Source organism: Thalassotalea euphylliae, from assembly GCF_042682785.1.
Lineage (GTDB): Bacteria > Pseudomonadota > Gammaproteobacteria > Enterobacterales > Alteromonadaceae > Thalassotalea_F > Thalassotalea_F euphylliae.
Map to the genome: position 1 here is coordinate 342763 of NZ_JBHUIB010000003.1, position 23716 is coordinate 366478.

At 43.0% G+C, this 23716-nt stretch carries 25 protein-coding genes; 9 read left to right on the forward strand and 16 right to left on the reverse strand.

From position 1 onward, the window contains the following. The first annotated feature begins 316 nt into the window (after positions 1 to 316). Complete coding sequence (norR, locus tag ACFSJY_RS08755; RefSeq protein ID WP_386033338.1) at positions 317 to 1966, forward strand: nitric oxide reductase transcriptional regulator NorR; 1650 nt, start codon at positions 317 to 319, stop codon at positions 1964 to 1966. Positions 1967 to 1978: 12 nt separating this feature from the next. On the opposite strand, the gene nhaA is transcribed toward norR, so the two are convergent. Continuing rightward, positions 1979 to 3265, reverse strand: a complete 1287-nt coding sequence (nhaA, locus tag ACFSJY_RS08760) for a Na+/H+ antiporter NhaA (protein ID WP_386033340.1) — start codon at positions 3263 to 3265, stop codon at positions 1979 to 1981. A gap of 79 nt (positions 3266 to 3344) precedes the next feature. Continuing rightward, complete coding sequence (locus ACFSJY_RS08765) at positions 3345 to 3758, reverse strand: hypothetical protein (RefSeq protein WP_386033342.1); 414 nt, start codon at positions 3756 to 3758, stop codon at positions 3345 to 3347. Between the two features lie 123 nt (positions 3759 to 3881). Here ACFSJY_RS08765 and nhaR point away from each other — a divergent pair, with 123 nt between their 5' ends. The 3 genes from nhaR to adk all read left to right on the forward strand — a co-directional run bounded on the left by nhaR (position 3882) and on the right by adk (position 7855). Then, positions 3882 to 4781, forward strand: coding sequence for a transcriptional activator NhaR (gene nhaR, locus ACFSJY_RS08770; protein ID WP_386033344.1), 900 nt, complete (start codon positions 3882 to 3884; stop codon positions 4779 to 4781). 140 nt (positions 4782 to 4921) lie between these two features. After that, a complete protein-coding gene (htpG, locus tag ACFSJY_RS08775) occupies positions 4922 to 6883 on the forward strand; it encodes a molecular chaperone HtpG (RefSeq protein WP_386033346.1) in 1962 nt (653 codons plus the stop codon). 327 nt (positions 6884 to 7210) lie between these two features. After that, positions 7211 to 7855, forward strand: coding sequence for an adenylate kinase (gene adk / locus ACFSJY_RS08780; protein ID WP_386033348.1), 645 nt, complete (start codon positions 7211 to 7213; stop codon positions 7853 to 7855). A 165-nt stretch (positions 7856 to 8020) separates the two neighbouring features. Here adk and ACFSJY_RS08785 read toward each other — a convergent pair whose 3' ends face one another. After that, the gene (locus ACFSJY_RS08785; RefSeq protein ID WP_386033350.1) at positions 8021 to 8863 is read right to left on the reverse strand and encodes a peroxiredoxin family protein; all 843 of its coding nucleotides are present in this window, start codon (positions 8861 to 8863) and stop codon (positions 8021 to 8023) included. 99 nt (positions 8864 to 8962) lie between these two features. Then, complete coding sequence (locus ACFSJY_RS08790) at positions 8963 to 9622, reverse strand: peroxiredoxin-like family protein (RefSeq protein WP_386033352.1); 660 nt, start codon at positions 9620 to 9622, stop codon at positions 8963 to 8965. A gap of 174 nt (positions 9623 to 9796) precedes the next feature. On the opposite strand from ACFSJY_RS08790, the gene ACFSJY_RS08795 reads away from it, so the two are divergent. Further along, positions 9797 to 10690: a LysR family transcriptional regulator gene (locus ACFSJY_RS08795; RefSeq protein ID WP_386033354.1), complete on the forward strand. Its 894-nt coding sequence runs from the start codon at positions 9797 to 9799 to the stop codon at positions 10688 to 10690. Between the two features lie 142 nt (positions 10691 to 10832). Here the strand turns inward: ACFSJY_RS08795 and ACFSJY_RS08800 are convergent, their stop codons facing one another. The 7 genes from ACFSJY_RS08800 to ACFSJY_RS08830 form a co-directional block, all read right to left on the reverse strand. After that, on the reverse strand, positions 10833 to 11378 hold the full coding sequence (locus ACFSJY_RS08800) for a hypothetical protein (protein WP_386033356.1): 546 nt from the start codon (positions 11376 to 11378) through the stop codon (positions 10833 to 10835). A 66-nt stretch (positions 11379 to 11444) separates the two neighbouring features. After that, entirely contained in the window at positions 11445 to 11888 is a 444-nt protein-coding gene (locus ACFSJY_RS08805; protein ID WP_386033358.1) for a DoxX family protein, read from the reverse strand. A 106-nt stretch (positions 11889 to 11994) separates the two neighbouring features. Next, positions 11995 to 12810, reverse strand: a complete 816-nt coding sequence (locus ACFSJY_RS08810; protein ID WP_386033360.1) for an HvfC/BufC family peptide modification chaperone — start codon at positions 12808 to 12810, stop codon at positions 11995 to 11997. Then, positions 12801 to 13682, reverse strand: a complete 882-nt coding sequence (locus tag ACFSJY_RS08815) for an MbnB/TglH/ChrH family RiPP precursor modification enzyme (RefSeq protein WP_386033363.1) — start codon at positions 13680 to 13682, stop codon at positions 12801 to 12803. The genes ACFSJY_RS08810 and ACFSJY_RS08815 overlap by 10 nt, the downstream gene beginning before the upstream one ends. A gap of 45 nt (positions 13683 to 13727) precedes the next feature. Next, complete coding sequence (locus tag ACFSJY_RS08820; RefSeq protein ID WP_386033365.1) at positions 13728 to 14027, reverse strand: BufA1 family periplasmic bufferin-type metallophore; 300 nt, start codon at positions 14025 to 14027, stop codon at positions 13728 to 13730. Positions 14028 to 14046: 19 nt separating this feature from the next. Next, entirely contained in the window at positions 14047 to 14358 is a 312-nt protein-coding gene (gene trxA / locus ACFSJY_RS08825; protein WP_386033367.1) for a thioredoxin, read from the reverse strand. After that, a complete protein-coding gene (locus tag ACFSJY_RS08830) occupies positions 14358 to 14837 on the reverse strand; it encodes a YHS domain-containing (seleno)protein (protein WP_386033369.1) in 480 nt (159 codons plus the stop codon). Before ACFSJY_RS08830 ends, trxA begins: the two co-directional genes overlap by 1 nt. Positions 14838 to 14954: 117 nt before the next feature. Here ACFSJY_RS08830 and ACFSJY_RS08835 point away from each other — a divergent pair, with 117 nt between their 5' ends. Beyond that, on the forward strand, positions 14955 to 15785 hold the full coding sequence (locus ACFSJY_RS08835) for an AraC family transcriptional regulator (protein ID WP_386033371.1): 831 nt from the start codon (positions 14955 to 14957) through the stop codon (positions 15783 to 15785). Positions 15786 to 15806: 21 nt separating this feature from the next. Here ACFSJY_RS08835 and ACFSJY_RS08840 read toward each other — a convergent pair whose 3' ends face one another. Continuing rightward, positions 15807 to 16268, reverse strand: a complete 462-nt coding sequence (locus tag ACFSJY_RS08840; protein ID WP_386033373.1) for a GNAT family N-acetyltransferase — start codon at positions 16266 to 16268, stop codon at positions 15807 to 15809. 38 nt (positions 16269 to 16306) lie between these two features. Next, a complete protein-coding gene (locus ACFSJY_RS08845; RefSeq protein ID WP_386033375.1) occupies positions 16307 to 16735 on the reverse strand; it encodes a CBS domain-containing protein in 429 nt (142 codons plus the stop codon). A gap of 206 nt (positions 16736 to 16941) precedes the next feature. On the opposite strand from ACFSJY_RS08845, the gene ACFSJY_RS08850 reads away from it, so the two are divergent. Continuing rightward, positions 16942 to 18345, forward strand: a complete 1404-nt coding sequence (locus ACFSJY_RS08850) for a transporter substrate-binding domain-containing diguanylate cyclase (protein ID WP_386033377.1) — start codon at positions 16942 to 16944, stop codon at positions 18343 to 18345. A 276-nt stretch (positions 18346 to 18621) separates the two neighbouring features. Then, positions 18622 to 19008 carry an Hpt domain-containing protein gene (locus ACFSJY_RS08855; protein WP_386033379.1) on the forward strand — a complete coding sequence of 129 codons (387 nt, stop codon included), beginning with the start codon at positions 18622 to 18624 and terminating at the stop codon, positions 19006 to 19008. Between the two features lie 42 nt (positions 19009 to 19050). Here the strand turns inward: ACFSJY_RS08855 and ahpF are convergent, their stop codons facing one another. Both ahpF and ahpC read right to left on the reverse strand, forming a co-directional pair. Next, positions 19051 to 20625 carry an alkyl hydroperoxide reductase subunit F gene (gene ahpF, locus ACFSJY_RS08860; RefSeq protein ID WP_386033381.1) on the reverse strand — a complete coding sequence of 525 codons (1575 nt, stop codon included), beginning with the start codon at positions 20623 to 20625 and terminating at the stop codon, positions 19051 to 19053. A 204-nt stretch (positions 20626 to 20829) separates the two neighbouring features. Further along, positions 20830 to 21399, reverse strand: a complete 570-nt coding sequence (ahpC, locus tag ACFSJY_RS08865) for an alkyl hydroperoxide reductase subunit C (RefSeq protein ID WP_386033383.1) — start codon at positions 21397 to 21399, stop codon at positions 20830 to 20832. Positions 21400 to 21607: 208 nt separating this feature from the next. Here ahpC and ACFSJY_RS08870 point away from each other — a divergent pair, with 208 nt between their 5' ends. Further along, a complete protein-coding gene (locus tag ACFSJY_RS08870; protein WP_386033385.1) occupies positions 21608 to 22294 on the forward strand; it encodes a transporter substrate-binding domain-containing protein in 687 nt (228 codons plus the stop codon). A gap of 18 nt (positions 22295 to 22312) precedes the next feature. Here ACFSJY_RS08870 and ACFSJY_RS08875 read toward each other — a convergent pair whose 3' ends face one another. Continuing rightward, positions 22313 to 23521: a carbohydrate porin gene (locus ACFSJY_RS08875; RefSeq protein ID WP_386033387.1), complete on the reverse strand. Its 1209-nt coding sequence runs from the start codon at positions 23519 to 23521 to the stop codon at positions 22313 to 22315. Positions 23522 to 23716 lie beyond the last annotated feature (195 nt).

Consider the following 23716-nt stretch of genomic DNA (forward strand, 5'->3'; position numbering starts at 1 on the left):
CAGCATTAAGCACATTGCGGTGATAGAAAATGACACCATCATGGTCCAGTTGCCTGCGATTATGCATTTCTGAAAGTTTAGTTGCGTATCATCAAATTGGTGGCTGGTAGCGAGTGCAAAATTTGAGTACATAAGTATTCCAAGCTATTTCATGTATATGCTTGTCTCTTTATCAAGAGTAGTGCCAAAACTTCAACCTTCTGTAATTTAAAGGTATTATTGTTTTGTGAAGAGTTTTGTAGTCAAAATGACATGGTTGCTGGGTGTGTCAATATGACTATAATGAGTCTAAATGCATTCGGTGATACTAACCCATATGAATAATCTCAGTAATAACCAGTTACTTGAATTGTCGATAGCCCTTGCTCAAGGGGTCGCCAGTGAGCAACGCTTTGATGAATTGCTTACCGCCATTCGAAAAGTCATTACTTGCGACGCAATTGTTCTGCTGGCATTTAAAGGTGACTACTTGCAACCTCTTGCGCTGCAAGGGTTAGGTCATGAAACAATGGGGCGTCGTTTTATCATTAGTGAACATCCACGGTTTTCGGCTATTTGTCAGTCATCTAAAGCTGTGAGGTTTCCGGCTGAATCTGAGTTACCTGACCCTTATGATGGATTACTGACAGCGATGGATGGCGACTTACCCGTGCATGCATGCATGGGAATACCGCTATATTTCGCACGCAACCTTATCGGCGTATTGACGCTGGACAGTTTAACGCCAGGTGTTTTTGAATCGTTGTCTGAGCGGTCCTTAGCACTTATCGCGTCGATGGCATCCGTGAGTTTACACACTGCGCTGTCAGTTGATGCGTTAGAAGCTAATGTTAATCACTCAAAAGAAGTCATGCGTGCGTTGAGTGAGCCTGGTGTGTCTGGCAACTACGTGGAAATTGTTGGCCACAGCCACAGTATTGAAAAGCTTAAACATGAGATATCCTTGGTTGCGCCGTCGAATTATTCGGTATTGATTGAGGGGGAAAGTGGCACAGGTAAGGAACTTGTTGCACACAGTGTTCATCAACAATCAAGCCGCTCAGAGCATGCTTTAATCTATGTGAATTGCGCAGCATTGCCGGAAAATTTGGTAGAAAGCGAACTGTTTGGTCATGTAAAGGGGGCGTTTACGGGGGCAGATAGCAAAAGAGCTGGTAAGTTCTTGATAGCTGATGGTGGGACTATCTTCCTAGATGAAGTCGGGGAATTGCCGTTAGCAGCACAAAGTAAGTTGCTGCGAGCTTTGCAAAGCAATGAAATTCAGCCTGTTGGCCAGGATGACATTGTGAAAGTTGACGTGCGTGTGATCGCTGCGACTAATCGTGATCTAAAAGAGGAAGTCGAGAACGGTCGTTTTCGAGCAGACTTGTATCACCGATTAAATGTCTATCCGTTAAAAGTGCCTGCCTTAAGAGAGCGTCATGGTGATGTGGCATTGCTTGCAGGTTTCTTTATCGAGCGTGCAAAAAGGAAGTTGGGGGTCAATCAACTGAAGTTGTCGAAGGAATTGGTTGTGCAATTGGATAATTATGCTTGGCCTGGCAATGTGCGTGAATTGGAACATTTGCTGAACCGAGCGTCGCTTAAAGCATGTGCCAAAGTACCTGCGCACAATCGACACAAGCAAATAGTGACAATTCATGCATCCGATAGTGACGAGCTAGCCTCGTCTCAACTCAAATATGATAATCCACACAAATCATCAAATGATATATCCTCGTCTGTTCAGGCGCCAGCAAATGAAGCGCAGCGAAGTGAGATCACAACGCTGACTTATGCAGAAATAGAGCAACCGATAAATTTAAGGAATGTACTTGACGATTACCAACGGCGCCTGGTTAAACAAGCACTTGTATTGCATCAAGGGAATTGGAGCAGGGCGGCCAAACATTTGAGTGTTGACCGCGCTAACTTGATTAGGTTGGCAAAAAGACTAGACATCCGTGTCGAAAAGGTCGTCCATTAGTTACGCAAGGAATCAATCTGTAATTAATTTGCTATTTGAACGTGTTCGCTTAGCTTGGCTAGGCGTCCACCCTGCCTTTGGTTGCTCGATAGTTGATGTATCGAGGGTCGCCGATATAGCACTGTCTGACACCGGGTAAAGCTTGCTGGCGAGTTTGAGCACTGAGAAACCCACAATGGCTGAAATAAATGACGCCACTAAGATGCCCAGTCGCTCATCGACAATGATATTGCTACCCGTCGTTTCAAATGCCAACGAACCGATGAATAGACTCATGGTAAAGCCAATACCACACAGCAAAGATACACCGAATATGTGGAGCCAATTCACGCCGGCCGGAAGTCTTGCTAACTTGGTTTTTACTGCCAAAAAGCAAATACCAAATATGCCTAAAGGCTTACCGATTAAGAGGCCTAACGCAATACCCAGTGTTATTGGGTGACTAATGGCGTCGATGGTAAGTTCCCTAAAATCAATTCCGGCGTTAGCAAATGCGAACAGAGGCAGAACAAAAAATGCGACGGTGCTGTGCAAACTTTTCTCTAGGTGCTTGACCGGAGAAAAGTCTTTATCACGCTTGTCGCGCATCGGAATATAGAACGCCAACAGCACACCAGCTAAGGTTGCATGAACACCTGACTTCAATACCGCTACCCAGAGAATACCACCAACAAACATGTACGGGGGAATATCGGTTACACCGCGTTTGTTCAATATAGTAAGTACAATCAGACATGCGGCGCTTATCAGTAACGGAGTCATCTCAAGCTGTTCTGTATAAAACAGTGCAATGATGACAATAGCACCTATATCGTCAATGATGGCAAGAGTCACTAAAAATACTTTCAGTGCTGTGGGCACTTGTTTACCAACAAGCATTAAAATACCGAGTGCAAACGCAATGTCCGTTGCTGCGGGGATTGCCCAACCAATGCGATTGATTTCATCGTGGTAGTTAAATGATAGGTAAATAAGCGCAGGTACAACCATGCCTCCTATTGCACCTATGATTGGCAAGGTAACATTTTGCGGCTGCGATAAATGACCCTCTAAAATTTCTCGTTTGAGTTCCAATCCAACAAGAAAGAAAAATGCAGCCATTAAGCCATCATTCACCCATAGCAATATTGGCTTATCGATAGCTAAGTCGCCAATGTGGATACCCGCGGGAATTGAAATCAGCATCTCGTAGTATACCGAGAGCCCACTGTTGGCAACCATAAGGGCAGCAAAGGTGGCAAAAATAAGAATAATACCTGCAGCAGCTTCGAGCTCTAAAAATTTTTTAATTGCTGTCATATGATCTCCTTTATCACTGCTAGAAAAAATGAGCGGCGCTAAAAGCGCCGCTCTACGGGGATGCTAGCGCAGGGGGCAACTAGCAACTGTACTTTCGAGCAAGGATGTCAGTAACGACTGCCACATTAGTGGTTTGGCTGTATTTTGGCGCATTCGCGATAATGACAGATTTGAAATCTTGATAACTGATGTTGTCTAGCATACAGACTGTATCTAGTCCGTATTTTCGTGCTTTTACGATATCGTAATTGCTTGTTGATGTACGCGTAGTGTAGGCGCGATCAACAAGGCTGTTATCTTTCTGCGGCATCAGCAAAGCTTCTTTTTTACTGAGGAGTCCATAGAAAAAGCCTTGGCAACTTGCTTGTTTTTGCATGCTTAAATCATCTGAAAGACATTGGTCGATCATTTTGTTGGCAGAAAATGTCGAAGCGTTTACCTGCGTCATCAGTCCGAGTAAAAGTAACGTTGATAGAGTAGTTAAAGTACGCATAGGTGACCTCGTCAAATAATAAGGGTGCGCAAATATTGCGCACCGCATTTGCACTTTATCTAAATCGACACTAAGGTAAAATCTGTTTTAAACTGAAAATAACTTCGAAAAAAGCGAAATGTTATGCAAGTCAATTTTAATCATTTGTATTATTTCTGGGTCGTTGCCTCTGAAGGTGGCATATCAAAAGCTGCAAACAAATTACATCTCACTCCACAAACTGTTAGTGCACAGCTTAACTCGCTTGAAGAACGCTTAGAGCGGAGACTGTTCGTGAAGGAGGGGCGTTCGATTAAGTTGACCGAGTTTGGCGTGTTAACTAAATCCTATGCGGATGAAATTTTTCTTAAGGCGCAAGAGTGGGCTCATACCGCAGCGTCAGGACAGCTGAATACAGCAACAACGTGTACAATTGGAGTGACGGACGGACTGCCAAAATCTTTGATCAGTAAATGGTTGTCGCCGGTATTAGAAGTTGAACAAAACGTGGTGCTCGATTGTCAGGACGGTAAGTTAGAAGACTTACTTGCACAGATGGCGCTGCACAAACTTGATTTTATTCTCACTGATTTACCATTGTTGCCAGATTTTGAGCCCGCGGCGTATTGCCAAAGTATCGGCCATAGCAGTATTGGTTTTTTTGCGCCCAGAAAACTTTATGAGACATACCAGCCAGACTTTCCCAAGTCACTGCATCAAGCCAAGTTGGTTATGCCTGGAGCGACTAGCGGACTAAGTCGGAGTTTGGCGCAATGGTTTGAGCTTTACGATATTGAGCCACATGTCACTGTATATGCTAACGATATTGCCTTGATGAAGTCATTAGGGCGCGATGGCTTTGGACTCTTTCCCGCGCCGCTGATCGTTGAGGAGGAAATCAGTAACAATTTTAATGTGAGTTGCGTAGGCATGGCCGAGAAAATTAAACAGGAATACTACATAATCACACCTCAGCGTACTATCGTTCACCCGGTCACATCTGCAATCGTAAACCGTGCGTTATCGCTTAATATTAGCGACTAACGTACTGCTTTTTTGCTGGTTAACATTTTTTTCTTGAATTCAAAAACACTATCCCCATATCTCCTTGTAAGTAAAAAGTAGCATGGCTAATGTGTCATTGCTGTAACGGTTAAATTGATTTCAGATAGGAGATGTTTCAGATGTCTGAGACAGGTCAAAAAGAAGTTCATGGTTTTCAAACGGAAGTAAAACAATTACTTCAGTTAATGATTCACTCACTGTATTCAAACAAAGAGATTTTCCTTCGTGAGTTGGTATCAAACGCGGCAGACGCGTCAGACAAATTACGTTTTAAAGCACTACAAGACGCCAACCTTTATGAAGGTGATGGCGAATTGCGCGTACGTGTATCTGCAGACAAAGACAACAACACGGTAACGATATCTGATAACGGTATTGGTATGACACATGACCAAATCGTTGAGCACTTAGGTACTATTGCGAAGTCAGGTACGGCAGAGTTCTTCTCAAAGCTTTCTGGTGATCAAGCTGCTGATTCACAACTTATTGGTCAGTTCGGTGTTGGCTTTTACTCAGCATTTATCGTTGCTGACAAGGTGACTGTGCGTTCACGCGCAGCGGGCGTTGATGCATCTGAAGGTGTTGAATGGCAAAGTGAAGGCGAAGGCGAATTCACTACCCGTAAAATTGAAAAATCAAACCGTGGTACTGATATCATTCTTCACTTGAAAGAAGAAGAAAATGAATTCCTAGACGATTGGCGTTTGAAGTCTATCGTAACGAAATACTCAGATCACATCTCTGTTTCTGTCGAGATGTTAACGCCAGAAATTCCTGCGGTTGAAGCGCAAGAAGAACAGAAAGATGACGAAGGCAATGTGATCAGCCCTGCTGTTGAAGCGCGCGACGCTGTACCACCAACATGGGAAGCTGTGAATAAGGCAACAGCGCTTTGGACTCGTGAGAAAGCCGACGTTACTGAAGACGAATACAAAGAATTCTACAAGCATGTATCACATGACTATGCAGATCCTTTGCTTTGGGAACATAACAAAGTTGAAGGAACAACCGAGTACACGTCACTGCTATACATTCCTAGCAAAGCGCCATTTGACATGTACAACCGTGAAAAACAACACGGTTTAAAACTATACGTTCAACGTGTATTCATTATGGATGACGCTGAGCAATTCATGCCAACGTACTTACGTTTTGTGAAAGGTCTATTAGACTCAAACGACTTACCATTGAACGTGTCGCGTGAAATTTTACAAGACAACAAAGTCACGCAAGCTATCCGTAAGGGTTGTACTAAGCGTGTGCTGAAAATGCTAGAAAAGCTGGGTAAGAAAGACCAAGAACAATACCAGTCATTCTGGAATGAGTTCGGCCAGGTACTTAAAGAGGGCCCGGCGGAAGACATGGCGAACAAAGAACAGATTGGCAAGCTTCTTCGCTTTGCATCTACGCATGAAGACTCAAGTGTTCAAAACGTATCATTGCCTGACTACGTAGAGCGCATGAAAGAAGGCCAAGACAAGATTTTCTACGTGGTTGCTGACAGCTTCGAAGCGGCGAAAAATAGCCCGCATTTAGAAGTATTCCGCAAGAAGGGTATCGAGGTATTGTTGCTTTCAGACCGTATCGACGAGTGGTTGGTGAGCCACTTAACAGAGTTCGATGGTAAGCAGCTTCAGTCTGTTGCACGTGGTGGCGTAGACTTAAGCAGTATGGAAGATGAAGAGTCAAAAGAAGCACAAGAAAAGCTTGAGCAAGAATTTGATTCAGTCGCTAAGCGTATGAAAGAAACATTAGGCGACAAGGTGAAAGATGTTAAGATTTCTAACCGCTTAACAGATTCACCAGCGGTTATTGTTACTGCAGAAGATGACATGAGTATTCAAATGCAGAAGCTTATGGCGTCGGTAGGTCAAGAAGTACCAGAAACACAGCCTATCTTTGAGATTAACGCTGAACATGAGCTTGTTAAACACGTTGCTGATGAGCAAAACGATGAAAAGTTTGCGCAATGGGTAGACGTATTGTTTGAACAAGCGACATTGGCAGAGCGCGGTAGTTTGAAAGATCCAGCGTCTTTCGTTGCTAAGCTAAACAAGTTAATGATGAACTTAACTAAGTAATTAGCACCGTTTATATCTTATGAAAGGGCGCCTATTGGCGCCTTTTTTGTTCTGAGTACGCGTATATGTTTTCAACAACTAAATATCGCTTGCGTGAATGTTTAACGTACGAATTTTATCGCATTAGACATTAGTCGAAAAAAGGCGTATTTATGCGTCTTTTTTGATCGCATCGATGAAATGTTACTTGTTTGGCAAACAGTGAAAATGTATAGTGTGACACTTTAATTAAACAGCGAATTTTCATACTCATTTGCTTGGTTAATTTTGTTTACAACACTAATAATTAGACAAGCAAATTAGTATATAACTCACAGGGCAATTTTTATGCGCATTATCTTGTTAGGTGCTCCGGGCGCGGGTAAAGGCACACAAGCACAATTTTTAATGGCTAAGTACGGCATTCCTCAAATCTCAACGGGTGACATGCTTCGCGCAGCGATTAAAGCAGGTACTGAGCTTGGCAAAAAAGCGAAGGAAGTGATGGATGCAGGTCAACTCGTTTCAGATGACCTAATCATTGGCTTAGTAAAAGAGCGTATTGCCCAAGATGACTGTAAAGCAGGCTTCTTACTTGATGGTTTCCCTCGCACTATCCCTCAAGCGGATGCGATGAAAGAAAACGGCGTTGACGTTGATAGCGTTATTGAATTTGACGTTGCTGATGAAGTGATTGTAGAGCGTATGGGCGGCCGTCGTGTACACCCTGGTTCAGGTCGTGTTTACCATATCGTTTACAACCCGCCAAAAGCAGAAGGTAAAGACGATGAGACGGGTGAAGACTTAGTCATTCGTCCAGACGATGAAGAAGCAACAGTGCGTAAGCGTTTAGCAATTTACCACGAGCAAACTAAGCCGCTTGTTGATTACTACCAAAAAGAAGCTGATGCAGGTAACTGTAAGTACCTTACGATTGACGGTACACAACCAGTTGAGCAAGTAAGCAATATTCTTGCAGAGCAACTTGGTTAATCAAATCGTTGATTGACGAAGTAAAATGTAAAGCCCGCTAATTAGCGGGCTTTTTTGTGTCTAATGCGCAAGGTTCAAATGCCAGTTCTAATCCTGGTTGAACTATCGGTGAAATGTAATTAGCTTTGGTGGCTCTGTGAGTGATACATACTCGTTAGATGTCTGCTAACTAAACACAGGTAAAAAAGTATCAGGGTGAGGGCGAACGCGATAATTATCTGTCTCGTCGCCAAACGTCACGATGCCTTTTTCATCGAGTGTTATCACTGTAGCCATGACAGTATCTTCAGGGTATGCCGACATGCCTGCAGGTGTACCTCCAATATCAGCTATGCCTAACGCTTTTGCAGATGTTAGGTCGTCGTCTTGCAAAATTTCGAAGTGAGCAGGTAGCGATAAGTTTTCAGTGAGTTGCTTAGACAGCTCTATACCTTGGTTTGATATGAATTTAACTTGCACACCTAGACGGCTTAATAACTCCGCACGTGCCAGAACTTCTTTCAACTGGTTCATACAGAATGGACACCAATTTGCTCTAAAGAAAACCAATAAGGTTTTTGAACCGTTAAAAGATAAAGAAGATGCCTTACTGTTATCTAGTCGAGTAAATTGCAATTCAGCTAGGGGTTGCCCTTTCACAATAGCTTTGCTTTTTTCACGGCCATAGCTTGAGTAACTCCAAATAAACCATTGAATGAAAATGGCACCAAAAATAGCCAGCAGTAATGCGACGTATAGGCTTGATTCAACTAGTTCTTGCGCGTGATAAACACTACGCCCAACAAGGATAACCCCGCATATACTTAATAAGTGAATGATAGGTAAACGAGCGGACGTACGAGCAATACCAAATACATTAGTCAACACTATAAGTAAAAATGGTAGTGGTAATGTGGTTAATAATGTACCTAACCAAAGTAGCTCACCATTTGACAGCCAAAGCATAATAGCTGATCCAATGCCGCCAATCATATTCAGTAAAATTAGCGGTAAAATTAACTTTTTCATCTTACTAACTCTCTTATTTGAATTTAGGGGATAACCCCCGGTAACTGTGGATAGCAGCATTGCATAGCAAGGCTGCTGGTTCTGAAGTGTTGATTTTCACTATTCGGCTTTATTAGTGAGCTGGTCTAATATTGGAAATAGATCACTTGGCTCTGGACGTTGCGTGTAGTCAGGATTTACTTCTGCATAAGCAACTTTACCATTGATATCAATGATATAACGTGCAGGCATGGGTAAGTGCCACTCTCCATCACCATGTATATTCGGAAGTACCACGTTGAACATCTTTTTGAACTCGATAACGTAATCTTGTACTTTCCAACGAATCCCAAGTTTGTTTGCTAATTCACCGGCTTTATCGGTCAAAATAGGAAAACTGAGTTTGTTCTCTCTTTTCGATTTTCGACTATCAGCAGCGCCCTGCATTGACACAGCAACGAGTGTTGCGCCTCTCGCTTTTATATCGTGATGAGCAGCTTCTAGTGCTTTTAATTCGATGTTGCAATATGGGCACCAAACACCGCGATAAAAGCTCATAACAACAGGGCCTTTGTCGAGTAAATCTTTTAGTGTTACAGCGTTTCCGTCAACATCGGTTAAGGTAAATTCAGGTACTGTAGCGCCAACACCTAGCGCACGCTCTGCTTGACCTGTCGCAATTAAGTCTTGTGTGGATTGCGCAAAGGCATTGAATGCCGCTTCTGGTGCTTGCTTTCTGAACTGTTCTTTAAACGCGTTGAGTTGAGTTTGTAGTGTCATTGTTCAAATCCTCTAATGTCATTTTTAAAAGTAAAAATTTATTGAGTTAAGTCAGACGTTCTAACGCTCAGAAAGAAATGACTGCCTCAAACCAATGAGTGCAGTTTATTGATTGAATAAAAGTTGATAAACATGGTAATTTGAAACTTATAGTATCAAATATGGAAACAATTAATGTTTCAACAAGCACTATTGAATGAAATTGTTGCGTTTATCGCGGTTGCTGAATTTGGTAGTTTTACGCTCGCAGCTGAGCAACTAAATTCGACCAAATCTAGCACAGGAAAAGCGGTCAAAAAGCTTGAGTCAGAACTTGGGCTTAATCTGTTTAATAGAACGACCCGTTCAGTGCGACTAACAGAAGAAGGACAAATATTTCTAGATGCGGCTAAACATGCAGTCGACACGATCAATGAAGCTAAGCTTCTATTAGATGCGAGGAAAGATGAGCCAGCAGGCCATTTAAGAGTCAATTTACCTATCGGTATAGGGCGCAATATTGCTAATACGCTAAAAGACTTCACGCAAAACTATCCCAAAGTCACAGTTGAACTTTCGCTTTCAGACCGTTTTGAAGATGCGATAAAAGGGGAGTGGGATATTGTCGTGCGAATAGGTGAATTGAGTGACAGCAGCTTTATTGCAAAAAGGCTATGTCATGTCTCGCCTGTACTCTGCGCTTCTCCTGAATACTTGTCACGTAGAGGCACACCAAGGAACCTTCATGAGTTAAGAGAGCACGATGCCGTTATGTTTAGAATGCCGACAGGGAAACGGAGGCCATGGATATTTCACGAGACTAACGGAAGCACTATTGAGATGTCACCCAATCCTTTAGCGTTGTTTAATGACGGCCGCACATTGGTTGATGCGGTAGTCTCTGGCCTGGGAATAGGTCAGCTGTATGATAAAGCGCTCGGTTCATTGCTAAAAACAGGTGAGCTTATTGAACTCTTTCCTGAGAGTGCCGTTAAGGGGCCGCCAATTAACGCATTGATTCCTAGTGGTCGTGTTATGCCTGCAAAAACCAAGGTGTTTATTGAATTTTTGAAGAACCATTTTAATTGAGCGAATGTGCTTAAGAGAGTACAGCAGAAGCTCAGCTCATCTCGCGTGGTAGTGTGATAAGTAATTAAAGCCCTATAGTGTCATTTTACTTTTCAGACTTTATTGATTGCAGCTAATTGTGGTTGATAGTTAGTGTGTCTTTTTATTGTATAAAGTCATCTTCACTGATATCACACTGGGTGACAGGTTTTGGCTTATTGTTTCTGTCGGTTAACCAGCACTCCTCGTAGATTGAGCAATAGCAAATTTCAATGTTTACTGTACCATCTTTTTTGAGGATGAAATCTCTCAACGCGTCTGCGCTGTTTTGACTATCGATTTTTATGGGCGTGATAGTTCGTTGTGGTGGAATGATTCGACCGTTGATTTGAGATTGAATAAATGGAATTTTTAACGCTTTGTGAATGCCTAGTTCACTCCAGCGTTTAATATACTTGCCGTCTTCCGATATTTTTACTGAATTAATAATAGCAGGGCCAGTACCACTGTTGTCTACGCCATATTCAAATTTACCTGCTAAATCTGAGTAAGAACGGTATATTTCCAGTCTTGGCCAAACAGATGCTCTGGCGTAGGTGCGGTCAACATAGGCTGAATAGATAGCGACAAAAACGGCCACTAAACTCACGGCCAAGGCCGATAAGCCGACAATCATTTCCGGTGATTTATACCAAGATTTATTATCCATAATCAGTTGGTTACATAGAATTTTCTGTTAATGTAACCAACTGCGCGTATTAAACCAAGCGAAGACTTAACTTACTTTAAGTTTCTTATCGAGTGATAAGTAACCGCCACCTAAAATCATCAGTGCCAGTAACCCTAAACCCCACACAATGTGCATGTTTAGCGAAGCAACCGAAATATCAACATAAGCAATAACCGCGACAATGTTAATAACTGTGATACCAGAGGCCGCAAAACGAGTGCCTAAACCAACAAACAGCAATATAGGAAGCACGAGTTCACCAATCGTGGCCAAATAAGCAGCTGACTCAAAAGACAGCACTGGTACCATATATTCGTACTCAAATAGCATGAGAGTTGATTCCCAATCGTCAATTTTCGTTAAGCCAGACTTAAAGAAAACCCAACCAATGTATAGCCTTGCGAATAACAGTGCAGGGGCTTTCAAATAGTCGAATAGGCCAAACGTCAGGTTGTAATAATCCCTTAGCGGGTAAAGTTTGCTAATCATAATGTCCTCGATGTAATTCGTTTGAATATGTGTTGTTAAATGGTTGTCTTAAAGCTATTAAAGGGGATAGAGCTAAGGTCTCCGAACTAACGCTGCTGGGCCTTTTTCAACAAGGCGATGCCACTGTATCTATGCGGTATAAGGCCTGTTTACTTATGGCATTTGCTAGCCATGTCGATAACTCAAATTTGGTGTCAGTTAAACGTGTTAACGCGTCGTCGATTGAAGCTGCCTCTGTAAACACTTGATAGGCGATATATTCATCGTAACTAAGCTGCTCAATATGGGCTCTAAAACCGATTCGATATACTGCAAGCAATTCATTTGATTGCTCTTGGCTCAATGTCTCTCGTTCAATGTCTTCTGCAACTTGCGTTGTTACCTCAAGTTTTTCTGTATCGAATGTGTCTAAATCGAAGCTTTCAGATTCGATTAGGTGTTGATACAGCGCGTAAATAGGAGCTCTAAATACCAACAGCGTAAACCCAGGGGCAAATTCCATCTTCAGTTGACTACTGTCTTCAGACTCCAACAAGGTTAATGTCGCCAAGTCATGAGGTATGTCTTTCGTGCGTTCAGACTTTGACATTGCTAGCTCCAAAGAAGCCAATTCAGCGACAAATGGCATGTCGGCTAAGGCCGCTTCTTGATGCAGATAAGTTGGAAATTCTTCTCCTACTTCTGCCCAATCCGCTTGCTTACGAACAGCATTAGCTAAAAAATGATTTACCGCGACGTTGAAGTTTTCTCCCAACAGTTTCTGGGTTTGTGGAAAAACAATACCCAGAGAGCGTTTCGCACTAGCAACGTAATTATTGCGATATATTTGAAGCCCTACATCATCAAATGCTTCGTTTGTTGGCGAAAAAGCGGGTTGCTGAATCGCTGACAATAGCGCATTTTGGTATGCTTTTAATGACATTCGAACACCTCTTTAGCTACAGCTTTTGCGGTGTCAGCTTGTGCGCATAATGCTTCCCAAGAAGGTAAATCCATATCCCACTCAATCAATGTTGGAACAGGGCCAAACCTTGATAGTGCCGCGCTATAAAGCGCCCACACTTCGTCTGATACAGGCTGACTATGATCGTCAATCATGACACCTGTTTCGCCGATTGGACTACAGCCCGCTAAATGAATTTCACCCACGGCCGATGCTGGAATTTCCTCTAACCATTGCAAGGCGGTCGCCAGTGGTTCAGCAGCCTTTGAGTTTACGGCATTCACCATTAGGTTATTTAAATCTAATAGCAGTTGATTACCGGTTGCTTCATGCAAACGCTTCAAAAATCCCATTTCTGATAGGGTGGAATTTGGCGGCGTAAGATAAGCCGATAAGTTTTCTATCAACACCTTTCTGCCAATCGCGTTTTCGATACGCGATGTATTTAACTGCATAAGCGCAATGCTTTCGTCATTAAACGGTACCGGCAATAAATCACCTGCATGCACTGTCACATCATTAATTTGTCCCCAACTAAAGCAGGCGTGGTCAGACACCAAAATAGGGTTGATTTGATCTACTAATGACTTAAATCGTTCAAGGTGACTTGCTGGCACTGGTTCAATTGAACCCAGCCCCAATGACGTTGCATGCAGGCTTACCGAGAACTTATCGATAATGTCTGCCAGCAGTGCTTGTGTAATACCGCCTGGCGCGAAAAAGTTCTCCGCATGTATTTCGACAAAGTCGACAGAAAAAGAGGAAGTAAGCGCGTCTTGATAATGCGCATCTCTTAACCCCACACCAACCAGTGGCAATGTGTGTTGTGTTTGCTGGTTATCAATTGACATCGCTTTACTTCCTAACATGATGAACGTTTCTGTAGAGTATATTTACTAGCTTTGCGATGCTTTGAACTTCGCTTTAGCTTCTTTGCGTAACATGCCGCCCAATGATTCGCATGAGCCTTTGTTTACTAAGCGCCACTCGCCTGGGTCGTTATCAATAGTCGATTGCCCTGCACACGAATGGGTGCCAGCTAAGTTACCGCAGTCATTATGTCCCGCTGGTGTAATGCCGTAGCAGCGCTCTTTTGCGACTTTTTTACGGCTTTTCTCTGCAGCTTCTGCGGTATCAATAACCCCCATAGAAACTACTGATGCTAATGCTGCTGATAGTAATAGTTGGTTTTTCATCTCTCTTCCCCAAATTCGATTAATTTACTAACTGTTGAAGCTCGTTGGCAGTTAATAGACCTGAGCTTTGCTGTTTGACATCACCACCCTCAATCACAACGATGGTGGGAATAGTGCGAACACCAAATTTTTGCGCCAGTGCTGGCAGTTCATCTACATTCACTTTTACTGCGGTTGTAGGGCTTTGTTGCTCGCTCATGACTTGTTCAAAGACAGGCATCATGGCATTGCATGGGGCACACCAGGGGGCCCAAAAGTCGATAACAAGCTTTTCTTGAGAGCTTGATAGCTGAGCAAATTGCTCAATGCTATCAATTGCCTGTACTGCCATTATTCTGCCTCCGATAACTCAGCTACGGTTTTGTTTTTAATATCAAACCAGTTGCTGTCTGATTGTTCGATGTAGGCAGTAGTGTCTTGTGCCCAGCGCTTCTGAACGTCTTTATTCAAGTTTAAGTAAAGTTTGTCTGCGATAATTTTCCAAGCGTTTGGATCAGTATCGAATTTTTTCTCCATCGCTACACCAAATGCACAGTAACCACCGTATTGCGGCGCATATTTGGCTGGATTAGCGCGGAACATGTCGCGGTGTGATTCGCTGCTAAATTGGTAAATCGCACCTTTGTATGTCGCTGTATAGTCTGGTGAACCATTGACGGCTTTATCCATGGTGAAATAAGCAACTGGGTCGAAACCTTTAATTGCTAAATCATTTGCATCCGCGTTCATGTCTATGTCTGCCGCAAATGCGAAGCTTGACGCTGAAAGAAGTAAACCGGCTGCAATTGATTTCAATGTGAACGTTTTCATTTTGTATATCCTCTGTAAAACATGATTTCTGAACTCGGGAGAAATAGTACTGACGAATTGACATGCCATGCGCTACAATCGTCCAAACAATCGCGCAAATCGTCCAAACGTTGAAAAATGGATAAACTTTCAGAAATAATTCAGCAGTTTACTATTCACGCAGGTGTGTTTTTCACCGGTCAGTTATGTGGGTTGTCACCGTTTGAGGACACACATATCGCCGAAGGCCATGTGCACATTTTGCGAAGTGGTGAGCTAAAAATAGAAAAACAGGGTGAGCCAGCAATAGTCTTGGATGAACCTGCTATTGTGTTTTTTCCTCGCCCCAAAGCGCATCGTTTAGTGACATCTGAAACCGATGGCGCTCATTTGATTTGTGCGACTGTCAGTTATGGTATAGGTCTTAACAACCCGCTCACTAATGCGCTGCCTGATGTCATGGTACTGCCGCTTAGCCAAGCAAATGCGCTAGAACAAAACATTGCGTGGATTCTTCAAGAAGCGACGGGGGAAGCGTTGGGTAGGCAGACGATTCTTAATCGCTTGATGGAAGTCTTTATTGTTTGCTTGTTAAGGCATCTTATTAATGAAGATAAGATAGAGCAGGGTATGCTGGCAGGTCTAGCAAACCCGCAATTAGCTAAAGTGTTAAACAGTATTCACCAGCAGCCTGAAAAGGCTTGGTCACTTGATGAGATGGCTGAAGTTGCGTTGATGTCTCGTTCAAAGTTTTCGCCGTTGTTTAAAGACATAACCGGAATTACACCTAATGAATATTTAACCCAATGGCGAGTGTCTGTTGCGCAAACGCATTTGTTAGCCGGTAAAGGTGTCGAAATAGCGGCTAACAGTGTTGGTTATGATAGCCCTGCGTCTTTAAACCGAGCATTTCAAAAAGTGATAGGTACGTCACCCAGTGCATGGCTTAGCGATGTGCAATCGATTTAACGTAAGCCGTTAAAGGCTGTTCTATATCTCGACGCGCATCGACACAAGGCTTTTTTTAAAGCCGGACTTCTCATAAGCCCGAATAGCCTGCACATTTTTATCGTAAACTTCTAAAATAACCTCTATTACGCCTTGAGATTTTCCCCAGTGACATAGTTCGTCGATAATTGTCTTACTCAGCCCCCGTCCTCTGTAATCTGGGTCAACGTACATAAAACCGATATAACCATGATTATCGTACTTATGATGCTTAGGCGAGGGGAGTATTTTCATATATCCGCTGCCCACCGGTTTTCCATTACTTTCGACGATAATGAGATGACTATTGTTTTGCTCTATGAGCGCAGGTAAATCGTAGTACGTTATATCGCCACTTCTTAGGTTGTCAGCAAGTGGACGCTCGGCAGAAATAACGCCCTGTTCAAAAGCAAGAAGTGTGGGTAAATCGTCAAAAGTCGCTAATCGAGTGGTAATTGTACTCATTCGTGAATCCTTTTCGCTTGTCCTTGTTTTTTTAAGCGTTAATGCCCTTTTGCTCGGGCAGTGTTGTGAAGAATCCTAATGATATCGCGCATAGTGATAATGCCAACGGGAGAATTGTTATCATCTATGACAGGTAAGCAGGATACTTGAGAATCAAAAAAAGTTTCAACCGCGGTGGAGAGGGAATCTGATTCTTTAACGGTTACAGGCTTGCGCGACGCCACCATATGAGCACGTTTATTTAATGTAGCAATGTCTTTTGTCGTTTCAGATGCTTTACCTAGATTTGGACTTAACGCTTTTAACAAGTCCCTGTCAGAGAGCACACCCATTAATTTATTGTGGCTATCTACCATCAATAAATGGTGAAACTTGTGAAGGTCGAAAAGATAGCGAACATGCTGGAGCCTGTCGTCCATATTGATGGTAATAGCGCCGGGTGTCATTATGTCTGTAACTCTTAACATGAGAATCTCCCTTGATTTCAAACATTTGTGCGCATTGTTAGTGAATTGTTACGCGCAACCAGCAATTGTTAATTATCCTCTCTACGATATTAACTCACTGTTTTCATTTACGTAAATGCTGTTTCTGACAATTACACCTTGGTTACACCTACAGAGCAAGTCCTTGGTTAAAATTTAATCCAATACTGTTATGCAGAGGTGTCAACATGATGTGGTCGATATTTAGCGCTAAAAAACAACACGTTCTTACCTTGGTACTGGCTGCAACGCTGGGTTTCTTTACTGCCTCTGCGATGAGTAAACCGCTGGAAGTGCATTTTTCACCGAACTGGTCACCGTTAAATATGGATGATGAGGCGGGAAAGCTCATTGGCATAAATATCGACTTTGCAGAGCTAATCTCTCAAAAAGCAGGGCACCAAATAAAGTTAATCAATAATCCGCTGTGGGTAGACGTGCTCGACAACTTTGAAAATGGTCGGGTAGACATGACGCTTGGTGCGAGCAATGAGTCGGAAGAGTGGAGTGAAATTGCGCTATTTTCAAAACCGTATGCTTCATTCCCTGTCGCTGTTGCTACACAAACACATCGCCCATTTGTCTCTGATTTTAGCTACTTGCAAGGCAAAAAAATCGCAGTTGGTATTAACTACAATGCATATCACATTCTACAGGAGCAATACCCAAACTTTCATTTTGTTGAGGTAGACACTACTTACGAGGGCCTTGAGTTACTTGCGGCAGGTGAAGTGTATGCCGTTGCTGATATCCTGCCAGTGCTCACCCAACGTTTGATTGATTATGGTTATACTAATTTAAAAATAGGTGGTGTTAGTGAGCATGTGTCTGAGCTAAGGGTCATGATCAACAAGAATAGACCCGATATTCTAGCTGACGTAAATGAAGCAATAGACCGCATTACCCCTAAAGAGCAAAGCAAAATATTAGCTAAGTGGTTGAATGTGCATGTGCCAGACGACAAAGTTAACCCTTGGTTGGTCTATGGTTTAAGCACTACGGCATTTGTGCTTTTGGTTACTGGTGCAATGCTCATTCGCCTCAAGCGCAAGCACGCTCGGCTTTCTCATGCCTATATTCGCGACAAACTTACTGAAACGTATACACGTGAATACGCAGAAGAAGAGCTTTACAAGCAGCAAACCTTGTTCAGCAGAACGCAACAAGATTGCAGTGTTGTTTTACTCGATATTGATCGATTTAAGCAAGTTAATGACAATTTTGGTCACGCTGTTGGCGATAAGGTACTGATACAGTTTGCGCAAGTGATCAGCAAGCGCTTAAGAGGCAGTGATGTGCTTGCCCGCTGGGGCGGAGAAGAGTTCATGCTTATTCTCCCGAATACAGGGATAGGTGGCGCGGAAAAGCTGATGTTAAAACTGAAAGACAGTATCAAACATACCCAGTTTACAGGCGTGAAAAGAGTGAGTTTTACTGCAGGTATCGCTGCGTTCGACGGTACAACATTGGTGTCTGATATTGTCAAAAAAGCCGATGTTGCGCTGTATCACGGTAAAAATAATGGTCGCAATCAAATCGTGATCGACGGCACCATACAACCAGAGCAAACGCTTTCGGTAAATGCTGCATAGTGAATATTGGGCTGATTCAAGAGGGTTTGATTGGCGCGTGAATAAACACGTGAAATTCAAATGGCTTGTTCAGCCCCATCTAAAAAACGATACAATTAACTTACAAATGTCGGCTACCAGATAGAGTAAAACCTCATCCTACCAGTTAACTAATTGAAAATAATATTCTTTACGATTGAAACAAAGTGATAACACACTCTTGATTACATCTCGTTACAATATCCGCCTCATAAATAGATAAGTCACCACTGTTTTTTAGGGATTGGAGAGTAAGTCATGGGACAGTTAGATAAGTCGTTTGCTGTCATGCAGTTTGAACAAGATATCGCAGTGGAAGTTGCGTCTATCTTCAGTGAAGATACCTCAGAATTATTGGCGGAGTTACGGCAATACGTTTCTCGAAACAACACCATTGAAGTACGTGAACTGTTGCACAAACTCAAGGGCAGTGTCAGCTATATCGGTGTAGAAGAAGATTTTCGGTGCGTAGAAAATGCACACGCAAAGATTAAGCACTCTGGTGTCGATAAGGCGTCAAAAGAGCTGGCGATATTAGAAAAGCGTATGATGCATCTTATCGGCGTGCTAAACCACGAGCTATTACAGTTCAATGAACAAGATGAAATCGAACTACCTGAAAATAGCTTTCTGTTAGATGTATAAAAGGGCGCATCAGCGCCCTTTTATATTGTTGAAGAAGGTTATTTAAGCGGCAGCTTGTTCTTCTGCTATATCGTCTATTTGGCGAATTAAGTAATCAAACGCCCCTAAGCTAGCATTAGCACCATCACCCATCGCAATGATGATTTGCTTATAGGGTGAGTCCGTCACATCACCCGCTGCAAATACACCAGGCATAGACGTTTCACCACTCTTGCTTGTGATAATCTCGCCACGATTAGTTAAATCAATAGTGCCATCTACCCATTCGCTGTTTGGTACTAAGCCAATCTGTACGAATACACCTGCCAACTCAACTTGGTGGTTTTCATTGGTGACGCGATCAGTGTAGTTCAGTGCCGTTACCTTGTTACCGTCGCCAACCACCTCTGTAGTTTGTGCATTGACGATGATATCGACATTACTCAATGAACGTGCCTTTCTCTGCAACACCTCATCAGCACGAAGTTTGCTGTCGAATTCAAGCACAGTTACGTGGTCAACAATGCCTGCTAAGTCGATTGCAGCTTCGATCCCCGAGTTACCACCGCCAATAACAGCTACTTTTTTGCCTTTAAACAGTGGACCGTCACAATGAGGACAGTAAGCAACACCGCTGCCTTTGTATTGTTCTTCGCCAGGTACATTCATTTGTCTCCAGCGAGCACCAGTTGCCAAAATGACACTCTTGCTTGATAGCGTTGCACCGTTGTCTAGTTCAACTTCAATCAGGCCATTTTTGTCTAAATTAACGGCTTTCGTACTGGTCATAATATCTACGTCGTAATCACGAACGTGTTCTTCCAAGCTGGCAACAAGCTTTGGACCTTCTGTTTTCTTAACCGATATAAAGTTCTCGATACCAACAGTGTCCATCACTTGACCGCCAAATCGATCTGCGACTAAACCTGTGCGAATGCCTTTACGTGCGGCATAAATAGCTGCAGATGCACCTGCTGGGCCACCACCAACAACTAACACGTCGAACGCTTCTTTTTCACTCATTTGCGCGGCTTGGCGAGCGCCCGCATTGGTGTCTACTTTCTTCAAAATATCGGCAAGTGTCATGCGGCCTTGGCCGAAGCTTTCGCCATTAAGATACACACTAGGTACAGCCATGATGTTGCGATCAGACACTTCTTGTTCGAATAGCGCGCCGTCAATCATAGTGTTTTTAATGTTTGGGTTAATTGCTGCCATCATGTTCAAAGCTTGAACCACGTCAGGACAGTTTTGGCAGCTCAGTGATACATAAGTTTCAAAGTTGAAAGTGCCTTCAAGTGATTTAACTTGCTCAATTTCTTGTTCTGTTACCTTTATTGGGTGCCCGCCAGTGTGGAGTAATGCCAACACTAGTGAGGTGAATTCATGGCCTAAAGGGATACCAGCGAAGCTGATATGTGTGCCTTGCTCGTTTGTAACAACCATTGAAGGTACACGAGCTGATGCATCGTCATTTTTACGCACGGTAATATGAGCCGAAAGTGCGCCAATTTGGTCAGCTAATGTTGCTAATTCTTTTGATTTTGGGCTGTCATCAACGGCGATTAATAATGAAATCGGCTTTGTTAAGTTGGCCAAATAAGTTTTTAATTGTGTCTGTAATTGTTGCTCTAACATGCGAAACTCCTGAGGCCACATCACCGAGATGTAGCAAAACTAAAGTAAAAAAAAGCTTGGCGCATGCTGTAGATGCTAGAAGAGAGCGCCAAGCCTAAGCGGAACAAATCAGAAACCGGGAGTATGGGTGAGCAAGCCCACCCGTTGGTTCTTACCCGTTGTTGTTCACATAAATCAACGGGTGTGTAGGTGTGATTTAGTTGATTAAATCTTGCCTACTAGGTCTAATGAAGGAGCTAATGTCTCTTCACCTGGTGTCCAAGCTGCAGGACATACTTCGCCGTCGTGTTCTGCAACATATTGTGCTGCTTGAATCTTGCGAACGAGTTCTGATGCTGAACGGCCAATACCTAAGTCGTGAACTTCACTTACTTTAATTTCACCTTCAGGGTTGATGACGAAAGTACCACGTAATGCTAAACCGTCTTCTTCAATCATCACGCCAAAGTTACGTGAAATGCGGCCTGTCGGATCACCAATCATTGGAAACTGAATCTTGTTGATTGTGTCTGACGCGTCATGCCATGCTTTGTGTGTGAAGTGTGTATCAGTTGATACTGAGTAAACTTCAACGCCCATTTCTTGCAGTTTCGCGTAGTGGTCAGCCATGTCACCTAGCTCTGTTGGACACACGAACGTGAAGTCTGCAGGGTAGAAGAATACAACAGACCATTTGCCTAGTAGGTCTTTCTCAGATACGTCAACGAAATCGCCTTTGTGGAAAGCTGTTGCGTTGAATGGCTGAATAGTTGTGTTAATCAGTGATTGAGTCATTTTCTTTTCTCCAATGATGTTTCCGTTTGAAACAGTGTTATTTGCTTACGGGAGAAATAATAATTGAGCTCTCTTAATTATTAAAATTGAATGAATAGATTATTGTAATCGATAAAAGCGATTAGAGGGCGAGATACACTCAATTTGCTAATAACTCTCGCTTTACTACACTGATATAAAAGGCTTTTGTGGAGACGTGGCTAGACTTATGTACAAAGTATTAGCCCAAAACATCGCTATATGGTTCGCAATATTATGCTTGTACTTTAGTCATCAAGTGCGTGCCGAGGATGTTATTGTTGGCGTAAACCGCTCAACCAGTAACCAGTTTTACTATGAAGACGGCAAGTTAAGAGGTCTCGTAGGTGAGAAAATGCAATGTGTGCTTGAACGCAGTGGTTTGTCTTTTCAATTTACGGTGCAATCAATCACGCGCTTGTTGAAAAGCCTTGAGACAGGCTCGGTAGATATTGGTGCAGGGCTTGCCAGAACGGAAGGGCGTGATAATTTTGCTGATTACACAGAATCCATTGTGTTTGTCAGTTATGTGTTCGCATACTCTGACCCGGATTTCGATGACGAAGAGGCGCTTGTCGGTAGAGAAGTGGCAGTTATGCGAGATTCAAATATGGTGGACATGGTGAAAGAGCTCAACGCTATCCCTCGCCAAGTCGATTCTTACGATCAGATCTTACGTATGATAGTGGCAAAGCGCGTAGTTGGCGCAGTTATCCCTGAAAACCTATTGTCAGAAGCGCCGGAGTCGGTGCAACAAGTTTTGCAAAGTTATGTCGTCGACACCACACTTGTTGGCTTTTACGTGGCGAAGGCGAGTAAAAAGCATAAATATATTATTGATACACTGAATCAATATAGCCACGTGTGCCAAAACTAAATATTTTTATCTACGATATCAGAGAATAAACCTTGCGCGTAAGCCAAAAATAACTTGGCTACTTTCGTTGGTTAACGCACCATCTTTTACAAACTGTACATCTGGGATCAGTTGTATAAAGTCGTTCACTATTGCTTTGTAATAAATCTGGCTAATGTACTGGCTGTTATCTGTGCCGAAGGCTTCTTTATTTACTTTGCCCCAGTTAAATGCAACGCCCAGGATGTCGCCCTCAGTAAACAAACCATAATAACCCGTACCTACTGAAATTGACTTTTCAAGCATGGGGACTGGCCCATTGGCAATACCGCCACGAATAAAGGGCATCCATTTACCAAGCATATAGCTGGCAGAAAAGTTTACGCCTTCGCTGTCATCGCCAGATGCGTTGTTGTCGTGCCTTGTGCCACCATCTTGCTGCCAATAGGTAACATGGGTATTGTTCAAATACACTTGGCCTTTGCCAGCGCCGGTGTGACCGAGTTCTATCGATTTGTGGTGTTTACTGTCATTCCAGAACTTATCGATATTGTCCGTAAACTCGTTTGTATCAGAAAAGCCTGAGGCGTCGGTAATGCCTCCTAACAGATAGACACTGTCAGATAACATAGTGCCTGCAGCTACACCAAAGGCGGCATCATCAGGCAGCGCCATGGTATTGCTACCTGTCGAAAAGACAAGGTTGCTAAAGTCTGTCCAAGGGCTGGCTTGCGCGTAGGCGTCGATATAGTCGGTGATATCCATCCAACCAACCCATACGACTGTGTTGTTGTCATCAAAGTTTTGCCGCCAATACATATTGGTTACGCGACCACCTTGATCGTTAAATGCAGCTCCAGCGAGCGATGCCATACCCACATTCGTAATACCATACAGTTTTGGCGGTTCGTCGGAATAGGCGTGTCGGTGTTCTATTTTGAAGTTGAAACTGCCATTTTCAGTGGCTTGCCACTTTCCCATAAAACGAAACACACCAGACGATACTGATTCATCTGTACCCGGGAAAACATCGTCTGAGGTCAAAGCGTAGGCATTGTAATCGGCGGTAATGGAAAAGTTATATTCTTGCTCAAGATATTGTTTTAGCGGCAGTGGCTTCTTTTTCTTATTATCTTTGATGGTTTGTCCAACTGATGTAGGCGAGGTAATAGCTTCCTCTGCTATAGCAGAGTTGCTCATCACTATTAATGTGCTTAAAGCTAGCGGCGCAATTTTCCTGAGCGTCATAACTAATCCTGTTCAAATACGTCAAAAACTCAATTGAGCCTTGTGTCCAAACTGAGGCTCGAAATTAAGGGAAGCGTTAGCCAGTTATACAGCTTCACTTCTCTACATAATAGTTTAATTTTTAATATGTTATCGTCCGTTTTTTGTTCTTTTGATTTTAAAATCTTCAAGCGTGTGCTATTCGTATTGGAACAA

Excerpts from the sequence above, each read along its gene's own strand:
- ACFSJY_RS08800 (WP_386033356.1), bottom strand. The coding sequence starts at position 11,378 with ATGGATAATAAATCTTGGTATAAATCACCGGAAATGATTGTCGGCTTA.
- ACFSJY_RS08795 (WP_386033354.1), top strand. The coding sequence starts at position 9,797 with ATGTTTCAACAAGCACTATTGAATGAAATTGTTGCGTTTATCGCGGTT.
- ACFSJY_RS08810 (WP_386033360.1), bottom strand. The coding sequence starts at position 12,810 with ATGTCATTAAAAGCATACCAAAATGCGCTATTGTCAGCGATTCAGCAA.
- ACFSJY_RS08835 (WP_386033371.1), top strand. The coding sequence starts at position 14,955 with ATGGATAAACTTTCAGAAATAATTCAGCAGTTTACTATTCACGCAGGT.
- ACFSJY_RS08790 (WP_386033352.1), bottom strand. The coding sequence starts at position 9,622 with ATGACACTACAAACTCAACTCAACGCGTTTAAAGAACAGTTCAGAAAG.
- nhaA (WP_386033340.1), bottom strand. The coding sequence starts at position 3,265 with ATGACAGCAATTAAAAAATTTTTAGAGCTCGAAGCTGCTGCAGGTATT.
- norR (WP_386033338.1), top strand. The coding sequence starts at position 317 with ATGAATAATCTCAGTAATAACCAGTTACTTGAATTGTCGATAGCCCTT.
- ACFSJY_RS08870 (WP_386033385.1), top strand. The coding sequence starts at position 21,608 with ATGTACAAAGTATTAGCCCAAAACATCGCTATATGGTTCGCAATATTA.
- ACFSJY_RS08855 (WP_386033379.1), top strand. The coding sequence starts at position 18,622 with ATGGGACAGTTAGATAAGTCGTTTGCTGTCATGCAGTTTGAACAAGAT.
- ACFSJY_RS08840 (WP_386033373.1), bottom strand. The coding sequence starts at position 16,268 with ATGAGTACAATTACCACTCGATTAGCGACTTTTGACGATTTACCCACA.
- ahpF (WP_386033381.1), bottom strand. The coding sequence starts at position 20,625 with ATGTTAGAGCAACAATTACAGACACAATTAAAAACTTATTTGGCCAAC.
- ACFSJY_RS08820 (WP_386033365.1), bottom strand. The coding sequence starts at position 14,027 with ATGAAAAACCAACTATTACTATCAGCAGCATTAGCATCAGTAGTTTCT.
- ACFSJY_RS08830 (WP_386033369.1), bottom strand. The coding sequence starts at position 14,837 with ATGAAAACGTTCACATTGAAATCAATTGCAGCCGGTTTACTTCTTTCA.
- htpG (WP_386033346.1), top strand. The coding sequence starts at position 4,922 with ATGTCTGAGACAGGTCAAAAAGAAGTTCATGGTTTTCAAACGGAAGTA.
- adk (WP_386033348.1), top strand. The coding sequence starts at position 7,211 with ATGCGCATTATCTTGTTAGGTGCTCCGGGCGCGGGTAAAGGCACACAA.
- ACFSJY_RS08785 (WP_386033350.1), bottom strand. The coding sequence starts at position 8,863 with ATGAAAAAGTTAATTTTACCGCTAATTTTACTGAATATGATTGGCGGC.
- ahpC (WP_386033383.1), bottom strand. The coding sequence starts at position 21,399 with ATGACTCAATCACTGATTAACACAACTATTCAGCCATTCAACGCAACA.
- nhaR (WP_386033344.1), top strand. The coding sequence starts at position 3,882 with ATGCAAGTCAATTTTAATCATTTGTATTATTTCTGGGTCGTTGCCTCT.
- ACFSJY_RS08815 (WP_386033363.1), bottom strand. The coding sequence starts at position 13,682 with ATGTCAATTGATAACCAGCAAACACAACACACATTGCCACTGGTTGGT.
- ACFSJY_RS08765 (WP_386033342.1), bottom strand. The coding sequence starts at position 3,758 with ATGCGTACTTTAACTACTCTATCAACGTTACTTTTACTCGGACTGATG.
- trxA (WP_386033367.1), bottom strand. The coding sequence starts at position 14,358 with ATGGCAGTACAGGCAATTGATAGCATTGAGCAATTTGCTCAGCTATCA.
- ACFSJY_RS08805 (WP_386033358.1), bottom strand. The coding sequence starts at position 11,888 with ATGATTAGCAAACTTTACCCGCTAAGGGATTATTACAACCTGACGTTT.
- ACFSJY_RS08875 (WP_386033387.1), bottom strand. The coding sequence starts at position 23,521 with ATGACGCTCAGGAAAATTGCGCCGCTAGCTTTAAGCACATTAATAGTG.
- ACFSJY_RS08850 (WP_386033377.1), top strand. The coding sequence starts at position 16,942 with ATGATGTGGTCGATATTTAGCGCTAAAAAACAACACGTTCTTACCTTG.
- ACFSJY_RS08845 (WP_386033375.1), bottom strand. The coding sequence starts at position 16,735 with ATGTTAAGAGTTACAGACATAATGACACCCGGCGCTATTACCATCAAT.